The organism is Mucilaginibacter sp. 22184 (assembly GCF_052045695.1).
In the GTDB taxonomy this organism is placed as follows: domain Bacteria; phylum Bacteroidota; class Bacteroidia; order Sphingobacteriales; family Sphingobacteriaceae; genus Mucilaginibacter.
In genome coordinates this window covers 122,392-139,315 of record NZ_JBQEPI010000014.1, presented here as the reverse complement: position 1 = coordinate 139,315, position 16,924 = coordinate 122,392, and the positions used below count along the sequence as shown (strand labels likewise).

The following is a 16,924-nucleotide window of genomic DNA, read 5'->3' as shown; positions in this document are numbered from 1 at the left end:
ATCATCATATAAATGACGTGCCCGCGCCACATGTAATATGGACGGGATGGTTAACCTGGTTATAAGAGTGGATACAAGCAGTATTAACACATTGTATAGAAAGTGATAAGAGTGTAAAAGTTCCATCATATAGGCCTGGGGTTAAAGCGTGTAATAGGCTATTTACTTCGTGGCACTTTGCGTCATTCAGTGATAAATACCGACCCGATTTTAACAACACCGCCTCCTCTGAAAGTAGCATCCTGGTTGATATCTAATACTAAAATTAGCACATCAGATGGTTTGTTTTTAACTTTCGACACTCACTGATTCTTCATCGACAGAAAGGCAGATACAGCCGTTAAAAACAAACGGCTTATGGTAGTCTTTAAAACCACCGGCCCGTGATCTTTCTAAAATCGGCCTTATATTGTTCGCTCACCATAATAACCATATTCCTGATCCGGACCGACGTTTTGGTTATACTATCAATTTTATCTACAGATATTATGAAAGAGCGGTGAATGCGAACAAAGGAATCTGCCGGCAATTTCTCGGCCAGGCTTTTCATTGTTGTGAGTGATTTGATAAAGGTGTCCTGATAGTTGGTAAATATCTTTACATAATCTTTGAAGCTCTCCAGGTAAAGAATATTTTTAAGATATACTTTCTGCAACTCATATTCTACCCGTAAAAACAAGTAGTCTCTATCGTTATAAACCCGTGTTCTATTTTCCAACCGCTCTTTAGCCCGGCAGGCAGTCGCCAAAAAACTCTCATAAAAAATAGGTTTCATTAAATAATCCAGCGCATTTACTTTGTAACCGTCCATAGCGTAATTCTCATAGGCGGTTACAAACACGATAAGCGGTACCGGATCAATAAACGAGGTGATCATCCGCGACAATTCAAGTCCATTGATCTCGGGTAAAAAAATATCTATAAAGATTAGCTGTACATCAGCCGCTTGCAACGTTTTCAGTGCATCTAAAGGATTTGAGTGAGCAGCAACTAAATGCAGGAAGGGCGTTTGTTCAACATAGAGTTTTAAGGAAAACAGGACAGCCGGATCATCATCTAATACAATACAGTTTATCATATCAAGGTCTATTGGTCATGAATGCTATGATGTTAGCTTGTACAAAAAATCAATTCCTCCGCCCCTTATTCCCAATGCTCATTCTTGTCGTTGGCTAAAACATCTGGGAATATATGAAAAATACTTAACTTCAGATTAAATAATATTCAATATATAAACTAATATTTTCGTAAAAAATAAGGAAATGATAAGCTGGCAGATGATGATAAAAGCCCTATGAATAGGCTAAATTACGCTATAAACTATAACAAAACCCGGTAACGATGTATCATTACCGGGTTAAGGCCCTCCATAATATTCCATTATGATTGGCTACTAACTTAAGGGAGATATTAGTTAAAAAAACTAACCTTTAAATATTTAAGTACCGTCTCTCCATCCGAAAACAGAGATAAACTTTGAGCATCTTTATCCGGATACACCATGGTCGAAATAACCTTTTCTCCATCATTACCAAACACTTCAAGTGACGATTGATCAAGTAATACCTTAATCCTCACCACTCCGTTGACCGCCTTCATTGGAGCGGTTTGGATCAGATTTTCTGGCGATTTATTGTTTTCTTCTGATCCCGTGCAGTTTATAAAAAGCTGCTGCTTTTCGGCATCATAGCCCACCAATATCTTTTTATCGGTACCCGCCTTTTCCGCTATATTAAATCCTATCTTTTTACTGTTTTTAATATTAAATTCAGCATTTATCCAATACGCGTTTCCTCCATTGTGTAGCGCCAAGCCCGGGCTATTTATACTGATGTTCTTTTTTTCGATTGCAAGACCCTTTGTATACTTTGACAAAGACCTGTTCACAAATACCGATGGAGATTGATTCAACACCAATCCTTCGCTGGTAGTTTTTAAGGAAAGATCGCGGGGGATAGACATTTGCCCTTTCCAGGGATAGGTTTCCGGTCTGCCATTCTGGAGCCAGCCTAAAAGTACTTTTTTATTCTGTGGAGCATCCCGCCAGGCTATTGCAGCGTAAAAGGCATCACCATAGTCTACAGTTAACACTTTATGGTTATCATTAACACTTTTAAAAGTTGTCCCGTCAAAATCGCCTACAAAATATTGCATCAATGGGCCATGTTCGCCCCCTGATGATACCAAAAGCACCCATTTGATATGAGCAGGGTTATCATCAACCACCAATGGTAATAGTGAAGGGCACTCCCATCCATTTTTTGTAAAACCCGCTGGCCCAAAATCACTTAGTTTAGTCCATTCCCTTAAATTTTTTGAACCATAAAAACGCACCATATGGTCATCAACCATCGCTACGGTCATTATCCATTGTTTAGTTGGCGCATACCAGAAAACATTAGGATCGCGAAAGTCGCGCATGTTCAAATCAATAACCGGATTTTTTGCATATTGCTTGTAACTTAGGCCGCCATCGTTACTATAAGCAATAAATTGCGATTCTTTTTTCTGTTTTGGCTGATCGGCCGTAAAAATAGCAACCAATGGTGGCTTGCCGTTTTTACCGAACCCACTCGTATTATTTTTATCCAGCACCGCCGATCCCGAATAGATCCAAGTGGTAGTATCTTTGGTCACTATCTCTGGAATGGCAACCGGAAAGTGCTTCCAGCTTATCAGATCCTTACTGGTAGCGTGGCCCCAGCTCATGTGCCCCCATTTATTTTCAAAGGGATTATGCTGATAATACAAATTAAATTCCCCGTTCAGGAATATCAATCCATTTGGATCATTTGTCCAGTTGGTTGACGGCGTAAAATGATATACGGGCCGCCATTGGGGTGTTGGCACTACCTTCTCCTGGGCAAACAAAGTTCCGGTTAAAGCAACCAGAGCCAGGCTTAAGAATTTGATTTTGTTCATGGTTTATAATTGTACATTCCTGTTCAACAGGTAACGTGTGAAGTGCAATTTATTCAATCAAAGAAATCTTAATACTAACTGCTCCCACTCCTCCTCTAAAGACAGGTTTGGGCGAATTTGTTTTGCTTTGCCATACCAGTAATCGGCATTCCAAATATCCCCTTCTTTACGGTGCAGGTAAGCATGAACCCATGCTGAAGCCTGGTCGTTGAGTTGGTCAACCTGGGCATGTGCCTTATGCCAATCGCCTTTGCCATCATACCAAAGGCTTTTCAACTGTATAGAGAGCCCGCCGATGGGCAGTTCTGAATTTAATGATTCTTTAAATTCGTTTAAAGTTTTCATAGGGATCTAAAATAAAGAAATCAGCTTGTGTATGAAAACAAAAAAGCCGCCTTACCAAAGTAAAACGACTTCTGTGATCCCTGGTAGATTATTCCAGGGCCAGGTTATAGGTAATGTAAAATAATAGCCGCAATTAATAACGCGCTTAAATAAACCCCGCAGGCTTGCCAGGCAAGGCACTGCGGGGGTGGCAACCGCTACGTTACAGCTCTTTGCCCTCAAACATCTTTGCGTCGCGGGTATTTTTTTGTACGGCAATGGCCGAAAACATGCTTAAGCAGAATGACATGGCGTAAAAACCTTTTTCACTTCGGGCGAGACCGGCATTCCACAGGCCAATCGTTAATAAAATCATTGCAGCGATAGTGGCAAACCAGCTCAAGCCATAGTAAAGGTCTGTTACGGCAAGTCCTTCAGACCTGTCCCTTACGCTTTTTTGTACGGAGATCACTGCGAATAAACCAAATAATAAAATGGTGAAATAATAGCCTTTTTCATTCAGCTCCATAGTTGCATTCCATAAGCCAATGCAATATCCCACCACTCCTGTTAATAGGGCAAACCAGGAGGCGCCTATAAATGCGCCGGTTGGTTTAAACGGGCTTCTAACTTTTTCACCATATTTTCCGGTGGATAAATTTTCTTCTGTTTTGTTTTGTAGCGGTTCCATATTTATTTGTTTTATTGATTAATATGGAAGCAAATGTGGGGCATAAAGCGGATCTTAAAAAATCATAATTCGAAAATTACTGACGATATAATTTTACAATTATTATACCTTTACATGCATTAATACAAGTATATGGATTCACTTTCAGAGTTGATCAATCTGCTCAATAGTAACGATAAAAAGCTATTTAAACAGTTTTTGAAAAGAAAAAATAAAAGGACTGATGTAAAAAATTTACAGTTACTTGATTTGATAGAAACTGACGATATCATTGGTTTAAACAAGTTATACAATTCGGAGAAAAATAATGATGCCTACCATGCGCTGCGCAAAAGACTGCAGGACAATTTGCTGCTATTTTTATCGCAGAAAACTTTTGAAAGCAGCCATTCTGATACGTACGACGCATTGCGTTTGGTGGTAGTGGGGCGTTTTTTATTGGAAAATGACGTAGTGAAGGTAGCGTTCAAGTGTTTGGATAAAGCTGAACGGCTGGCTGAAGATTTGGAACAGTTCAATTTATTGAATGAGCTGTTACTTTTAAAGCTGCAGTATGCCCATCTACCGGGAACTGAAGATCTCGAAGCTTTAACTACGCGCTTTATGCAGAACCAGTTGCTTATGCAACGTGAAGCTAAGCTCAATATGGCCTATGCCTTTTTAAGGCAGGAGCTGCAGGAAATACAGCTGAAAGGCAAGATCGTTAATTTGACAACTTTGATGTTAACAACGATCCGGAAATACAAAATTTCTGCGCAGGACCTGATGACCTATAAGTCCATCTATCAAATCCTTTTCATCGCGAATGAATATGCAGCGATACAACAGAATTATGGATTGATAGAGCATTATATCAATCGAACGAATCAATTTATGCAGGGTCAGGTGCATAAAAAACAATCGTATCTTTTTTATCATATATCCATCTTGTACTTTTTAGCTAACTTCCATCTGCGGCGAAAGAATTTCGCCGGAAGTACATCTTATCTTAAGGAAATGATGGACTTAATGGCGACTGATAATCGCTATTATACGCTGTTTTATTTACGTCATCAGTTACTCACCGCACTTAACCTGTTCTTTACAGGCTTCGCAACCGACGCAATCTCGCTATTGCAGGAATCACTCTCCAATACAAAGCATAGGTCTAAACCAGAAGATATAGAGGATTTACGAATATGCATAGTTATGTTTTTAGCCTTGTGTAATGACCAGAGAAGCTTGAAACAGTTGACTTTATTAACCCGTACTGATGCCTGGTACGAAAAGAAAATGGGCATGTTATGGACTATTAGAAAAAATTTAATGGAAATTTTAATCCATGCGCAATTCTCCAACACCGAGCTTGCCATGTCCAGGTTAAACAGCTTCCGGCGGCGATATAAGAAGTATCTGCTAAAAACTTCGGAAGACCACGTACTATTGTTTCTGAAACTAGTTGAAAAGTACCTGCTAAAGCCCGATGTAGTTTTTGACGAGGTTTATAGAAAGACAGTTTTTAGACTACTTGATGAGGTGGGCAATAACGACATTTTTACATTAAGCTTTATTACTTGGTTAATAGCACGCTGGGAGAAAAAAACGGCTTATAAAGTTGCTCTAACACTCCTGCAGAACAACAATGATTCGCAATAGTACGCATTCGGGTTTATTTATCCTCATCTACCATTTTTTTAAGCAAATTATTGTATTGCTCCAGTAGGCTTATATACTTTTCCTTCCACATATCAGCCTCTTGCAATGCCTCCGATAACGTTAAGGCGCGGTATTCATTTAATGGCTCCTGTAGTAAATTACCATAGAAAGGGAGTTGTGGAAACTCTTTCCTAAAATCATTTTTTAATGCTTTAGAATATTTTAAAATGATTGAATCCTCTAAATCCTCATCCTTAAAATGCCGGTATATAGTGCCTCTATCATAGTCCACTTTACGGGCTAATTCAGATATACTGATAGCAGTTTTCCTAACTGCTCTTTCTAATATTTCTCCCTTATGAGGCATGAAACAAATGTACTCCACAGAGTGTTGCATTTTTTCTTCAAAAAGTGTTTTATTATCAAAATAAATACCACATATTTACCACATCAACACCACACTTATACCACACATGAAATAACACTTTGATATTATGCCTGCAAAAGAAATACTAATTGAATTAAAATTAAAGATGACTCTTAAGTATACTAAGGCTACCATTCCGACTTATAGGAAGCGATATAGTATAAATGAAAGCAGATGGACAGCAATGCGATCATTTAAAGAATATAGCTATAGCAAAAAACAACACAATACCATAATTAATGCAGCATTTATACAACAAAATCTTAAAAATAAAACAGATCATCTTATCGGGGACTGCGCATATAAAGCGAGCATTCTACAGTGCTACAGAGAGCGGAAAGGCCTAATGCAATGACAATTCAATTAATGGCTACACTGATAGGCCTTTTAAATGATAGACTTAAACTACAACGCTTAATATGGAAGCAGCATGGCTATGCCCCTGAGAATAAGTACAGCGAATGCTGCTGGCAACTGGAACACTTACTGGATGAAGTACTGGAGCTGATTAATGACCAGGAATACAGATCGGTATTGAACGTACCTTTTAAAGAATGGAGATTTTTAAAAAGTGAAAAATAGGTTTTTATGCTTTAGTCATTTAAACAATGATTAGCCTGTGGTTGGTGTTATCACCGCCGCAATAACTAATGAACTCACATTTAAACCCGAACCAAAGTCTTTTCAAGTCTGAAATCAGGAAGATTTATCCAGCAAAAAAGCCTTTAATCTTCTCGATCAAAGGCTTTTAATTTAAATAAGTGATCCCATTTGGATTCGAACCAAAGACCTACAGATTAGAAATCTGTTGCTCTATCCAGCTGAGCTATAGGACCATCACGACTTTTTCGCGGTGCAAAGATGCAAAATTATACGGAAATGTCAATCAAATTTTTGAATTCTGTTATGATTCAAGCGCAAACTACGCTTATTGCATTCTTTTTTTTAAAACGTAACAACATTTTTGGTGGCTAAGCTTTGGTTATCTTACCTGTAAGCAAATCAACGTTATAGGTTTTATTTTTAATGGTTACGCTTGCTTTATGATCGCCTAAAAAAGTAACAAGACCTTCATAATACCACTTGACACTATTGGTCTCGCCTACTGCAGCAAAAGTTATAGTCCCTCTGGTAATATCGTTATTTTTTGACAGATCAATACTTACATCCTTCAATGTATAATAAGCATGTACAGATGAAGGATTTAATGTTTTCTTACTTGATGCGGTATCAACAAATGATTTAACACTTCCGTTAAAAGAAATAAGTTTACTGCTGCTGCCATTAACAGCCAGAGGTGCGGTAAAATCAAAAGCATTTGCCTGATAAAAGGCTTTTATATTATGAACAAACAAGCCACCTGGGGTTTGACCGGTTGTTGACAGGGAGTCATAGGCTACGTATCCGTTTAATAACCTGAAAACAGTATAGGGTTTCATATCCGGAATTCGTATAGTATCACTTATGCAACTAAAATAAAATTTAAATAATCCGCTGGTTTGTGAGGTGATGGTATCACCAATAACTGTTTTATAATTTACCACAGTATCCGGAAAAAAGGAACACAGGCTATCAAGCCCCGATATGCGGGGTTTTGATTGCTTGGTGGTGGTAAGATTGGGCAGAATAAGTCCCTTATTAATGTCGATACCTCCATAAGCGCCAGACAGGGTCTGTGTTACATTTCTGATGATCTGGCTGGCAGCAAGACTCATGGTGTCGACCTTAGAGACCGGTGTTGGTGGTTCAGCCTTGGGGTTTAATTTAACTTCTTTTTTGCAGGCTGTGTAAAATAGCGCGATACACGCTAATACAATAAGAAGGCTTTTTAACTTTAGTTTCATGATAAGGGTAAGGTGTAGTTTTTTCTTTATATGCTGTAATTAGATAATTGTGCGTTTTGTGCCAAGTAAGCAATTGAAATGCCGTTTGCCCGTTAACTAAAGAAAGAAGTCAATTTAACCGTAAGGCAATGATATACGGTTTAAGGAATGATACATACCACCATTAACATGAGTAAAACAATGGACTATGGGGAAAATTATCGGGCAAAATATTACGCACAAACCCTTCAGCTATTTTTTATATTTGATTTGCACCATTACCAAATATCATGAGCACACCAAACTATCCCTTTCGTTTAAATCAGGATCAGTCCAGACGAAAATTTATTTATAATTTTACTAAAGTGGCTGGTGTTGCCGCTTTAATGGCATCTCCGGTAATAAGTCATGCGGATAACTTTTTCGCTGCGCCTGTCACCGTTGGCGAGGTTATGGACATGTTCATCAGCCAGGTACCGGGAGCCCCTATCAGCAATACCGTTGATACCCTGAAAGCAGGCAGCCGCGATATTCAGGTTATCGGCATTGTTACTACCATGTTTGCTACCATCGAGGTGATCAGAAAGACTATTGCTTTAGGAGCCAACTTTATCATCGCTCATGAGCCCACGTTTTATAACCATCAGGACGAAACCATCTGGCTGGCCAATGACGATGTTTACCGCTATAAGGCCGAGCTGCTCAAACAACATAACATAGCCGTATGGCGTAATCATGATTATATTCACAGTATTAATCCGGATGGAGTACGGATGGGCTTATTAAAACAGCTTGACTGGGAAGGTTATTATAATTCGGCTGCCACCAGCGTAATGATGCTTCCGGCAACTACCTTAAGCTCATTAATTGGGCATTTGAAACAGAAATTATTTATCGATAAGGTGAGATATATTGGTGACCCGAAGCAAAGTTGCCAGAAAATATTATTAATGCCCGGCGCATCCGGCGGCACAAGGCAGATACAAGCCATGAGCAAAGAAAAACCCGACGTGTTGATATGCGGCGAAATACAGGAATGGGAAACCGCCGAATATGCACGGGACGCCCAGGCAAAAGGTAAAAAGTTATCACTCATTGTGCTGGGTCATATCGCCAGTGAAGAGCCGGGATCTGAATTTATGGCAACCTGGCTAAAAGAAAAGCTCCCGGGCATTAAAATAACCCATATACCATCCAACAATTCATTGTCATTTTGGTAGTTGTAAAACGCAACAGATAATTAAGTAGGAGTAGACATTATTTGTTGCTAAATAATTTAACATTACGTACAATTGCAAATTAAGTATTTTAATTACCGGCGCCTTAATTACATGTTAATCATACACTTGTTATAATTAGCAGTTTTTTGATAAAACATGTATCAACATTGGTATTTAAGGTATTTTTGAGTGATAATTTATGCAAAAACAAAGCATTATTGACTTGAAAATCGCAATTTTTGTTTTTTAAAATGGAAAGTGTTTTTTTTACAATAAGTTAATCATACTTTTAACCCAATTTTTTTTAATAAAACTTAATTTATGATCATAATTGCTGACGGTGGCTCAACTAAAACAAATTGGTGTCTGGTTACCGAAGAAGGTAAAAAAGTGTATTTTAACACTGAGGGTTATAACCCTTATTTCTCAAGTACGGAATATATCATACAATCTTTAAATGAAAGTTTGCCAACCGACCTCGAGAAGGATGAAATAACCGAAGTAAATTATTACGGTGCCGGCTGTTCAACACCCGAGATGCGTAAAATTGTTGAAGAAGCCATGAAGGTTGTATTCACTAAAGCAAGGGTGAACATTGGTCATGACCTGCTTGCCGCGGCCCGCGCCCTGTTGGGTAACAATGAAGGCTTTGCAGCCATTTTAGGTACCGGTACCAATACCTGTATCTATGATGGTAAAGATGTGATCAACAACATTGACTCAGGCGCTTATATTTTGGGCGATGAAGGTAGTGGTTGCTATATCGGCAAAAAATTATTGGTTGATTACCTGCGTGGTTACATGCCAGAGCCGGTACGCAACCTGTTTTGGGAAACCTTTAAGCTTACACCCGATGATATAAACGAGCAGGTTTATACACAGCCACGTGCAAATCGTTTTTGCGCGAGCTTCAGCAAGTTTGTTTATGATAACAACGTACACATCGAATACTCACGTAACCTGGTACGTACCTCATTTGAAGACTTTTTCCGTAACCTGGTAACACATTACCCAGATTATCAAAAATATACTTTTAACTGTATCGGCTCAGTTGGTTACAACTTCAGGAACGTTTTGGAAGAAGTAGCTACCGAAAACGGCATGGTTGTAGGAAGCATAATCCGCTCGCCTATAGATAACCTGGTAAAATACCACCTGGAACTGGCTCCAAGCTCTTTGTAAAAAAAGGCAAGATGTAAGAGTCAAGAATCAAGATAAAAAAGGCCCGGAAATTAATCTCCGGGCCTTTCGTTTTTTATTTAAAGTTTTCGCCTTCTCTCTTGATTCTTGACTCTAATTTCTTGATTCTCTCTCCTACTTATCCAATATTCATTTCGCCCTGGAATATTTTGCCGTATTTACGTTTATCGAATTTGTATAATTTGGCGGCACGGTAGGATACACCTTTTTGCTTTTCGTCAAGCTCCTTCAAGAATCCGTAGCTCAGCATTTTCTTTCTGAAATTACGTTTATCCAGTTTTTTACTCAAAACAGCTTCATAAAGTGATTGCAGCTGTGTCAACGTAAACTTTTCTGGCAGCAATTCAAACGCTATCGGCTGATAATGTAACCTTCTGCGGATCTTGTTAAATCCGGTATTAAATATCTCACTATGATCAAACGCAAGTTTGGGCAATTCATTGACTGGGTGCCAGAAAGCTTTTTTGGCATACTGGGTAACCGGGCGTAGTTCTTTTTGACCATTTATACGAATCAGCGCATAGTAAGCCACAGTGATAACGCGCCCTTGAGGGTGTCTGTTCACTTCGCCAAAGGTGTGGAATTGCTGCATGTGCAGATCGCGCAAACCGGTTAGCTCATATAAGATACGCTCGGCAGCATCGTCAATACTTTCATCTTGTTCCACAATATAACCAGGCAACGCGAGTTCATCTTTATAGGGCTCTTCGTTACGTTCAATGAGCAAAATTTTAAGTTCGCCGGCTTCAAAACCAAAAATTACGCAGTCAATAGAGAATACGGAATCAAACTTGGGTAGCATTACTTCCAAAACGGTACTGGGATTTAAGTTTAATTGTTAAATATATGACCTTAATCGCGAATCCAAAAAAAAACAAATAAAATTTAATGGTGTAATTTACACACACTATCTTCGTAGCGCAAATCTAAGTAATGTAAAAATGCAGAAAATTTCAAAAATTGCGGTTTTAACCTCTGGCGGCGATGCTCCCGGCATGAATCCCTGTATACGGGCGGTTGTTAGAACAGCACTATATAATGGCCTTGAGGTTGTTGGTGTTAGGCAAGGTTACAAAGGACTTATCGAGAACGACATGTACCATATGGACAGACGCTCGGTAAGTAACATACTTAATTTGGGAGGTACTATTTTAAAAACAGCCCGTTGTTTGCCTTTTAAAGAAGATGAAGGCATGGCCACCGCCTATAAACACCTAAAAGAACACGGCATTGATGCCCTGGTGGTTATCGGCGGCGATGGTACATTTACCGGCGCGCTGCGTTTTTCAAAAAAGTATCCGGACATTGCCGTTATGGGCGTACCGGGCACCATTGATAACGATCTGTGCGGCTCCACCTATACTCTGGGGTTTGATACGGCTACCAACACCGTTATTGAAGCTATTGATAAGATACGTGATACAGCCGATGCCCACGATCGTTTATTTTTTATTGAAGTAATGGGTCGCGATTCTGGCGCTATAGCCCTGCGTGCAGGTATCTCCTGTGGTGCCGAGGCTATTCTTCTTCCGGAAAAACAAACCGCGATTGAAGATCTGATCAAGAATTTGAAGGATGGTTCATCCAACAAAAAATCATCAAGCATTGTTATTGTGGCCGAGGGCGACAAAAACGGCGGTGTATACGATGTAGCCAAAGCTGTTCAAAAAGAAGTTAAAGATTACGATATTAAAGTAACTATATTAGGCCACTTGCAAAGAGGTGGCAGCCCATCAAGTTTTGATCGTATTTTGGGTAGCCGACTTGGCTATGCCGCTGTAAATGCGTTAATTGCGGGCGAAACACAAAAAATGGTAGGTTTGCAGGCCAACCATATTCTGCTTACCAGTTTGGAAGAAGCCCTTAACCATCATGAATTTAAGCTGGAGGCTGATCTTTTGGAAATGGCAGATATATTATCGATATAATTAATGATTGCAGTTGTATATAGCGGATCGTATTTTGCACATTGGCGCCTTGCCGATAAAGGCCGAACTGTTGCTTCGTTTAAAACCAATGGTATCAACCCCTATTTTAACGACGAGAAATATATCCTGCAGCTACTCAACAAAAATATTAACCTGATACACCACGCCGAAGAAATAAAACGTATCTATTTTTTTGGCGCTGGAGCCTCATCCGATGAACGCCGGCAAATTGTGCACAACGCGCTATCAGCCTTTTTTAAATTTGGCAAGGTAGTAGTTGAGCACGATATTACAGCAGCGGCTATTGCCTGTTGTAAAAACTCGCCCGGCATTATCAGTATTTGCGGCAGCGGCTCAAACGCGGCCTGGTATGATGGTAAAAAAGTACTGGACAACAATTACGGCCTGGGCTATATCCTGGCCGATGAAGGATCCGGCAACTGGCTGGGCCGGCAGTTACTCAAAGGCTATATGAATGAAACCTTGCCGCCAAACATCAAGAAAAAGTTTGTAAGCAAATATGATGTGGACAGAAAAACTTTGCTGGAGAAGGTTTACAGGCAAAAACAACCCGCTTTATTTTTAAGCTCATTCACCGAATTTTACCAGGATAACCACAACGACCACTATCTACAAAACGTCATAAAAAAAGGTTTTAGCAAGCTAATTTCAACATATTTACTACCTTTATCAAAGCAACATCCCGGTGCCTCTATACATTTTGCAGGCACGGTAGCTGCCAACTTTCAGGAGTATTTATATGAGGCTGCGTCTGAAGCAAACCTTCAAATAGCAAATATCATTAAAGAACCTATAAATAATTTATTAACCTACTATTCTAATAAAAATTAAAAAAATCATGAAAATAGGAATTAACGGTTTCGGCCGTATTGGACGCCTGGCATTCAGAGCCGCAATTGAAAGACCCGACATTGAAGTTGTTGGTATTAATGACCTTGTTGAGCCTGATTACATGGCTTACATGCTGAAATACGACTCAACTCACGGTCAATTCAAAGGCACTATTGCTGTTGAAGGCGGACATTTGGTTGTAAACGGTAAAACTATCCGCGTTACTGCCGAAAAAGATCCTGCTAACCTTAAATGGAATGAAGTAGGTGCCGAGGTGGTTATCGAATCAACAGGCTTATTCTTAACTCAAGAAACTGCTCAAAAACATATCGATGCCGGTGCTAAAAAAGTAGTAATGAGCGCGCCAGCTAAAGATGACACCCCTACTTTTGTGATGGGTGTTAACCATAAAGAACTGAAAGCCGATCAAACTATCGTATCAAACGCTTCATGTACTACCAACTGTTTAGCTCCTATCGCTAAAGTATTGGATGATAACTTTGGTATTGAAGAAGGTTTGATGACTACTGTACATGCTGTTACTGCAACTCAAAAAACAGTTGATGGCCCGTCTGCAAAAGACTGGAGAGGTGGCCGTGGTGCTTACCAAAACATCATCCCTTCATCAACAGGTGCTGCTAAAGCGGTTGGTTTAGTTTTACCTCAGTTAAAAGGTAAATTAACCGGCATGTCATTCCGCGTTCCTGTGGCCGACGTTTCTGTAGTTGACTTAACTGTACGTTTGAAAAAAGGTGCTTCCTATGAAACTATCAAAGCTGCTATGAAAGCTGCTTCTGAAGGCGAATTAAAAGGTATTTTAGGTTACACTGAAGACGAAGTTGTATCTGAAGACTTTAAAGGAGATGCACGTACATCCATTTTTGATGCAAAAGCAGGTATCGGCCTGAATGACAACTTTGTTAAAGTTGTATCATGGTACGATAACGAATGGGGTTATTCAAACAAATTGATCGACCTAGTACAGGAAATCGGCAAGATCTAATTTTTGATCAATCAATTTTAATTTATATCACAAAGCCTGCGGTTTACCGCGGGCTTTGTTGTTTTAGGGTCAAAAGGCTGTCATGCTGAGCCTGTCGAAGCATGTTGGGCAGGCCTTTATACGCGAGTCTTCGACAAGCTCAGACTGACAGCCCTCCTTTTTAGTCATGCAAGGTGTACAACAACATAGGTCAACTTTCCTATGGGATGCTGAAACAAATTCAGCATGACCTCTCATTTTTTATCCTTACTCCTAAAATCCTTACTCTTTGCTCCCAAAATCCTTGCTTCCCCAAACCCCTACCAGGGGTGTCACGCCATCATCGCTGATAAGAGATTAAATGGCTACTCCGTTTTTAAACTCTTAACCGGGTTTGTTAAAGCGGCTTTTATACTCAGATAGGACACAGTAGCAAACGCGATCACCATAACAATCAAAAACGGAACAAGGAATAGGAAAGGATCAATATCAACTCTAAACGCATAGGTTTGCAGCCATTTGTTGATAGTATACCAGGCCGAAGGAGCCGATACCACAAAAGAGATGACCACCAACGCCGCGAAATCCTTGTATAACAATGTTAAAATGCTGTTCACTGTAGCTCCCAGAACCTTGCGGATTCCGATCTCTTTGGTACGTTGCACAATGGTATAAGATACTAATCCAAACAAGCCTAAACAGGCTACAAATATGGCGATGCCTGTAAATACGCCAAATACCTGCCCAAAACGCTGATCGGTTTGGTATTGATCATTAAAATGCTGATCCAGGAAAAAATAATCAAACTGATCGCCAGGAAAAAAAGATGACCAAGTTTTTTTGAGATCTGCAATAGTTTTAGGCAAGTTACTTGTGCTTATTTTTACCGATACATAGCCCCTTACATCAGGAATACAACGAAAAATGATGGCATCATAGGCATCCCGCAATGATTGTTGGTGAAAATTATCAACCACGCCAACAATCGTATATACCTGTCCCCAAAAATCAATACGTTTTCCCAATGCTTCTTCGGGCTTGTTAAAGCCAAGCTGCTCTACCGCTTTTTTATTAAATACTACGCTATGTGGCTCGTCTCCAAAACTTCTGGAGAATTTGCGCCCTGCTATAAGCTTTAGATCATAGGCTGCCAGGTAATCATAGTCGCTGCCAATGATACGGTATTGCTTACCCTGGCTTTGGTCGGCTGTGGTTAATTTGATACCGCCAGCATTCCATGGTACCGGTTCACCAGGAATCGAAGTTGATACAGTTACGTTTTTTATGGCAGATTGTGTTAAGCTTTCCTGTTTAAAAGCACTCATATCCCGGTAAAAGGAATCCACTTTAATAAGTGGTGGTTTAATAACCAGTGTTTGATCGATTTTAACCCCAAGCTTTTGGTTTTGCATAAACTTTAACTGCCTGAATACCGTTAGCGAACCAATAAGCAGGAATATGGAAGCTGCAAACTGAAATATCACCATTGCTTTGCGCAATACTACTCCTTTTGGCGATGCCAGTATTTTGCCCTTCATCACCTCAACAGGCCGGAATGATGATAACACAATGGCCGGGTAAAATCCGCTAAAAAATGATCCCAGGACAAATATGCTCAACATAGATCCCCAGAAAATAGGTCGGGTAAACATATCAAAGCCCATTTGTAAACCTGATACATGTGAAAAACCAGGCAGGCAAATTAGAATTAGCACAACGGCGAGTAATATCGCTAATCCGTTAAGCAGCATGGCCTCCAGCATAAACTGGGTGATCAATTGTGCTTTGGCTGAACCTAATGTTTTACGAACCCCCACCTCCTTAGCTCTGCCTATACCGCGTGCAGTTGCCAGGTTAATGTAATTGATCCAGGCGATGATGATCACAAAAATAGCTATACCCAACAATAAGTAAACGGACTTACCATCGCCATTGGGTTGAAACTCCAGCATCCGGTTAGAATATAAATGAATGCTTTGTACAGATTGCAGTGTATATACCCCACCCTCGCCTGCACTTTTATATGCATCGTAAACCTTTTTTACTACGGGTATAAATTTACTTTCCAGTATCTTAGGATCAACACCCGGCCTAAGGAGCAAATACGTTGTACAACCATCACTTAACCAGGCATTATCCAGGTTGTAATCCTTATTGGGTGGATTATCTTTTAAAAGGGTGGCGTATGATTGTAAAAAATCAAATTTCATGTGGGAATTAACCGGCAGGTTTTTCATCACACCGGTAATTTTCAAGTGTCTATTGCTATTGATGATCAATGACTGCCCAACCGGGTCAATATTGTGAAAAAGTGTTTGGGCTACCTCTTCGGATATCACCACTGTATTTGGCTCCTTTAGTGCGGTTCTGGGATCGCCGCTGATGAGCGGAAACGAGAAAATATTAAAAAAGGATGCACCGGCGAAGTAATCGTTCTTGATCACCATTTTCTGGTCTTTGTAATTGGCCAGTGCCTGTCCGGCGCCTACTATCTTTACAAAGTCCTCTATCTCTGGTAAAGCAGCCTTAAAAGCACTGCCAGGTGCAAATGCCCCGCCTGCCCACTGGGTACTTAGTTTGCCATTGTTATACCTATCCTGATTGATGCGGTAAATGCGATCTTTTTTGGCATGGAAATTATCAAAACTTAATTCGAAACTAACGTATTGCAAAATTAAAAGACATGCTGCCATACCTATAGCCAAACCAACAATATTGATGAATGAGAAGGCCTTGTTTTTAGAGAGATTTCTAAAAGCTACAAGCAAGTAATTTTTCAGCATAATCAATTAAGTTTAGGCCACAGTTACCGCTAAAAGCATACCTCTATTTTAAACTATTGAATTTCAGATATTTAAAATAAATTCAACTTTAGTAACTGTTCGGATTCGTTACAATTATTGTTCAGTATTGAACAGAG

General features: G+C 39.7%; 15 protein-coding genes and 1 tRNA gene. 7 read left to right on the top strand and 9 right to left on the bottom strand.

All coding sequences use genetic code 11. From position 1 onward, the window contains the following. Positions 1-367 precede the first annotated feature (367 nt). The 4 genes from ACTJKG_RS25915 to yiaA all read right to left on the bottom strand — a co-directional run bounded on the left by ACTJKG_RS25915 (position 368) and on the right by yiaA (position 3,937). On the bottom strand, positions 368-1,078 hold the full coding sequence (locus tag ACTJKG_RS25915; RefSeq protein WP_440740797.1) for a LytR/AlgR family response regulator transcription factor: 711 nt from the start codon (positions 1,076-1,078) through the stop codon (positions 368-370). Between the two features lie 332 nt (positions 1,079-1,410). Continuing rightward, the gene (locus ACTJKG_RS25910; protein ID WP_172336180.1) at positions 1,411-2,922 is read right to left on the bottom strand and encodes a glycoside hydrolase family 32 protein; all 1,512 of its coding nucleotides are present in this window, start codon (positions 2,920-2,922) and stop codon (positions 1,411-1,413) included. A 57-nt stretch (positions 2,923-2,979) separates the two neighbouring features. Next, a complete protein-coding gene (locus ACTJKG_RS25905; RefSeq protein WP_172336181.1) occupies positions 2,980-3,267 on the bottom strand; it encodes a hypothetical protein in 288 nt (95 codons plus the stop codon). Positions 3,268-3,469: 202 nt separating this feature from the next. After that, positions 3,470-3,937, bottom strand: a complete 468-nt coding sequence (gene yiaA, locus ACTJKG_RS25900) for an inner membrane protein YiaA (protein WP_440740796.1) — start codon at positions 3,935-3,937, stop codon at positions 3,470-3,472. A 132-nt stretch (positions 3,938-4,069) separates the two neighbouring features. On the opposite strand from yiaA, the gene ACTJKG_RS25895 reads away from it, so the two are divergent. Then, positions 4,070-5,572, top strand: a complete 1,503-nt coding sequence (locus ACTJKG_RS25895) for a hypothetical protein (protein ID WP_440740795.1) — start codon at positions 4,070-4,072, stop codon at positions 5,570-5,572. Positions 5,573-5,585: 13 nt separating this feature from the next. Here the strand turns inward: ACTJKG_RS25895 and ACTJKG_RS25890 are convergent, their stop codons facing one another. Beyond that, positions 5,586-5,939 carry a hypothetical protein gene (locus ACTJKG_RS25890; protein ID WP_440740794.1) on the bottom strand — a complete coding sequence of 118 codons (354 nt, stop codon included), beginning with the start codon at positions 5,937-5,939 and terminating at the stop codon, positions 5,586-5,588. A gap of 426 nt (positions 5,940-6,365) precedes the next feature. Here ACTJKG_RS25890 and ACTJKG_RS25885 point away from each other — a divergent pair, with 426 nt between their 5' ends. Next, on the top strand, positions 6,366-6,581 hold the full coding sequence (locus tag ACTJKG_RS25885; RefSeq protein ID WP_440740793.1) for a hypothetical protein: 216 nt from the start codon (positions 6,366-6,368) through the stop codon (positions 6,579-6,581). A gap of 180 nt (positions 6,582-6,761) precedes the next feature. On the opposite strand, the gene ACTJKG_RS25880 is transcribed toward ACTJKG_RS25885, so the two are convergent. Then, positions 6,762-6,835, bottom strand: a tRNA-Arg gene (locus ACTJKG_RS25880). 135 nt (positions 6,836-6,970) lie between these two features. Next, positions 6,971-7,843 carry a hypothetical protein gene (locus tag ACTJKG_RS25875; RefSeq protein WP_440740792.1) on the bottom strand — a complete coding sequence of 291 codons (873 nt, stop codon included), beginning with the start codon at positions 7,841-7,843 and terminating at the stop codon, positions 6,971-6,973. A gap of 269 nt (positions 7,844-8,112) precedes the next feature. Here ACTJKG_RS25875 and ACTJKG_RS25870 point away from each other — a divergent pair, with 269 nt between their 5' ends. Together ACTJKG_RS25870 and ACTJKG_RS25865 are read left to right on the top strand one after the other, a co-directional pair. Next, entirely contained in the window at positions 8,113-9,042 is a 930-nt protein-coding gene (locus ACTJKG_RS25870) for a Nif3-like dinuclear metal center hexameric protein (RefSeq protein ID WP_440740791.1), read from the top strand. 321 nt (positions 9,043-9,363) lie between these two features. Next, the gene (locus ACTJKG_RS25865) at positions 9,364-10,224 is read left to right on the top strand and encodes an N-acetylglucosamine kinase (RefSeq protein ID WP_172336187.1); all 861 of its coding nucleotides are present in this window, start codon (positions 9,364-9,366) and stop codon (positions 10,222-10,224) included. A 136-nt stretch (positions 10,225-10,360) separates the two neighbouring features. Here the strand turns inward: ACTJKG_RS25865 and ACTJKG_RS25860 are convergent, their stop codons facing one another. Continuing rightward, positions 10,361-11,053 (bottom strand): NUDIX hydrolase, encoded by a 693-nt coding sequence (locus ACTJKG_RS25860; protein ID WP_076374039.1) that lies wholly within the window; start codon positions 11,051-11,053, stop codon positions 10,361-10,363. A 130-nt stretch (positions 11,054-11,183) separates the two neighbouring features. Between ACTJKG_RS25860 and pfkA the strand changes: the two genes are divergently transcribed. The 3 genes from pfkA to gap are packed head-to-tail and all read left to right on the top strand — an operon-like array spanning position 11,184 to position 14,025. Beyond that, positions 11,184-12,170: a 6-phosphofructokinase gene (gene pfkA, locus ACTJKG_RS25855; RefSeq protein WP_172336188.1), complete on the top strand. Its 987-nt coding sequence runs from the start codon at positions 11,184-11,186 to the stop codon at positions 12,168-12,170. Between the two features lie 3 nt (positions 12,171-12,173). Next, complete coding sequence (locus ACTJKG_RS25850; RefSeq protein WP_440740790.1) at positions 12,174-13,022, top strand: hypothetical protein; 849 nt, start codon at positions 12,174-12,176, stop codon at positions 13,020-13,022. 7 nt (positions 13,023-13,029) lie between these two features. Continuing rightward, positions 13,030-14,025 carry a type I glyceraldehyde-3-phosphate dehydrogenase gene (gene gap / locus ACTJKG_RS25845; RefSeq protein ID WP_172336190.1) on the top strand — a complete coding sequence of 332 codons (996 nt, stop codon included), beginning with the start codon at positions 13,030-13,032 and terminating at the stop codon, positions 14,023-14,025. 344 nt (positions 14,026-14,369) lie between these two features. On the opposite strand, the gene ACTJKG_RS25840 is transcribed toward gap, so the two are convergent. Then, positions 14,370-16,787, bottom strand: a complete 2,418-nt coding sequence (locus ACTJKG_RS25840) for an ABC transporter permease (protein WP_440740789.1) — start codon at positions 16,785-16,787, stop codon at positions 14,370-14,372. Between the last annotated feature and the right edge of the window lie 137 nt (positions 16,788-16,924).

Excerpts from the sequence above, each read along its gene's own strand:
- ACTJKG_RS25915 (WP_440740797.1), bottom strand. The coding sequence starts at position 1,078 with ATGATAAACTGTATTGTATTAGATGATGATCCGGCTGTCCTGTTTTCC.
- ACTJKG_RS25910 (WP_172336180.1), bottom strand. The coding sequence starts at position 2,922 with ATGAACAAAATCAAATTCTTAAGCCTGGCTCTGGTTGCTTTAACCGGA.
- ACTJKG_RS25905 (WP_172336181.1), bottom strand. The coding sequence starts at position 3,267 with ATGAAAACTTTAAACGAATTTAAAGAATCATTAAATTCAGAACTGCCC.
- yiaA (WP_440740796.1), bottom strand. The coding sequence starts at position 3,937 with ATGGAACCGCTACAAAACAAAACAGAAGAAAATTTATCCACCGGAAAA.
- ACTJKG_RS25895 (WP_440740795.1), top strand. The coding sequence starts at position 4,070 with ATGGATTCACTTTCAGAGTTGATCAATCTGCTCAATAGTAACGATAAA.
- ACTJKG_RS25890 (WP_440740794.1), bottom strand. The coding sequence starts at position 5,939 with ATGCCTCATAAGGGAGAAATATTAGAAAGAGCAGTTAGGAAAACTGCT.
- ACTJKG_RS25885 (WP_440740793.1), top strand. The coding sequence starts at position 6,366 with ATGGCTACACTGATAGGCCTTTTAAATGATAGACTTAAACTACAACGC.
- ACTJKG_RS25875 (WP_440740792.1), bottom strand. The coding sequence starts at position 7,843 with ATGAAACTAAAGTTAAAAAGCCTTCTTATTGTATTAGCGTGTATCGCG.
- ACTJKG_RS25870 (WP_440740791.1), top strand. The coding sequence starts at position 8,113 with ATGAGCACACCAAACTATCCCTTTCGTTTAAATCAGGATCAGTCCAGA.
- ACTJKG_RS25865 (WP_172336187.1), top strand. The coding sequence starts at position 9,364 with ATGATCATAATTGCTGACGGTGGCTCAACTAAAACAAATTGGTGTCTG.
- pfkA (WP_172336188.1), top strand. The coding sequence starts at position 11,184 with ATGCAGAAAATTTCAAAAATTGCGGTTTTAACCTCTGGCGGCGATGCT.
- ACTJKG_RS25850 (WP_440740790.1), top strand. The coding sequence starts at position 12,174 with ATGATTGCAGTTGTATATAGCGGATCGTATTTTGCACATTGGCGCCTT.
- gap (WP_172336190.1), top strand. The coding sequence starts at position 13,030 with ATGAAAATAGGAATTAACGGTTTCGGCCGTATTGGACGCCTGGCATTC.
- ACTJKG_RS25840 (WP_440740789.1), bottom strand. The coding sequence starts at position 16,787 with ATGCTGAAAAATTACTTGCTTGTAGCTTTTAGAAATCTCTCTAAAAAC.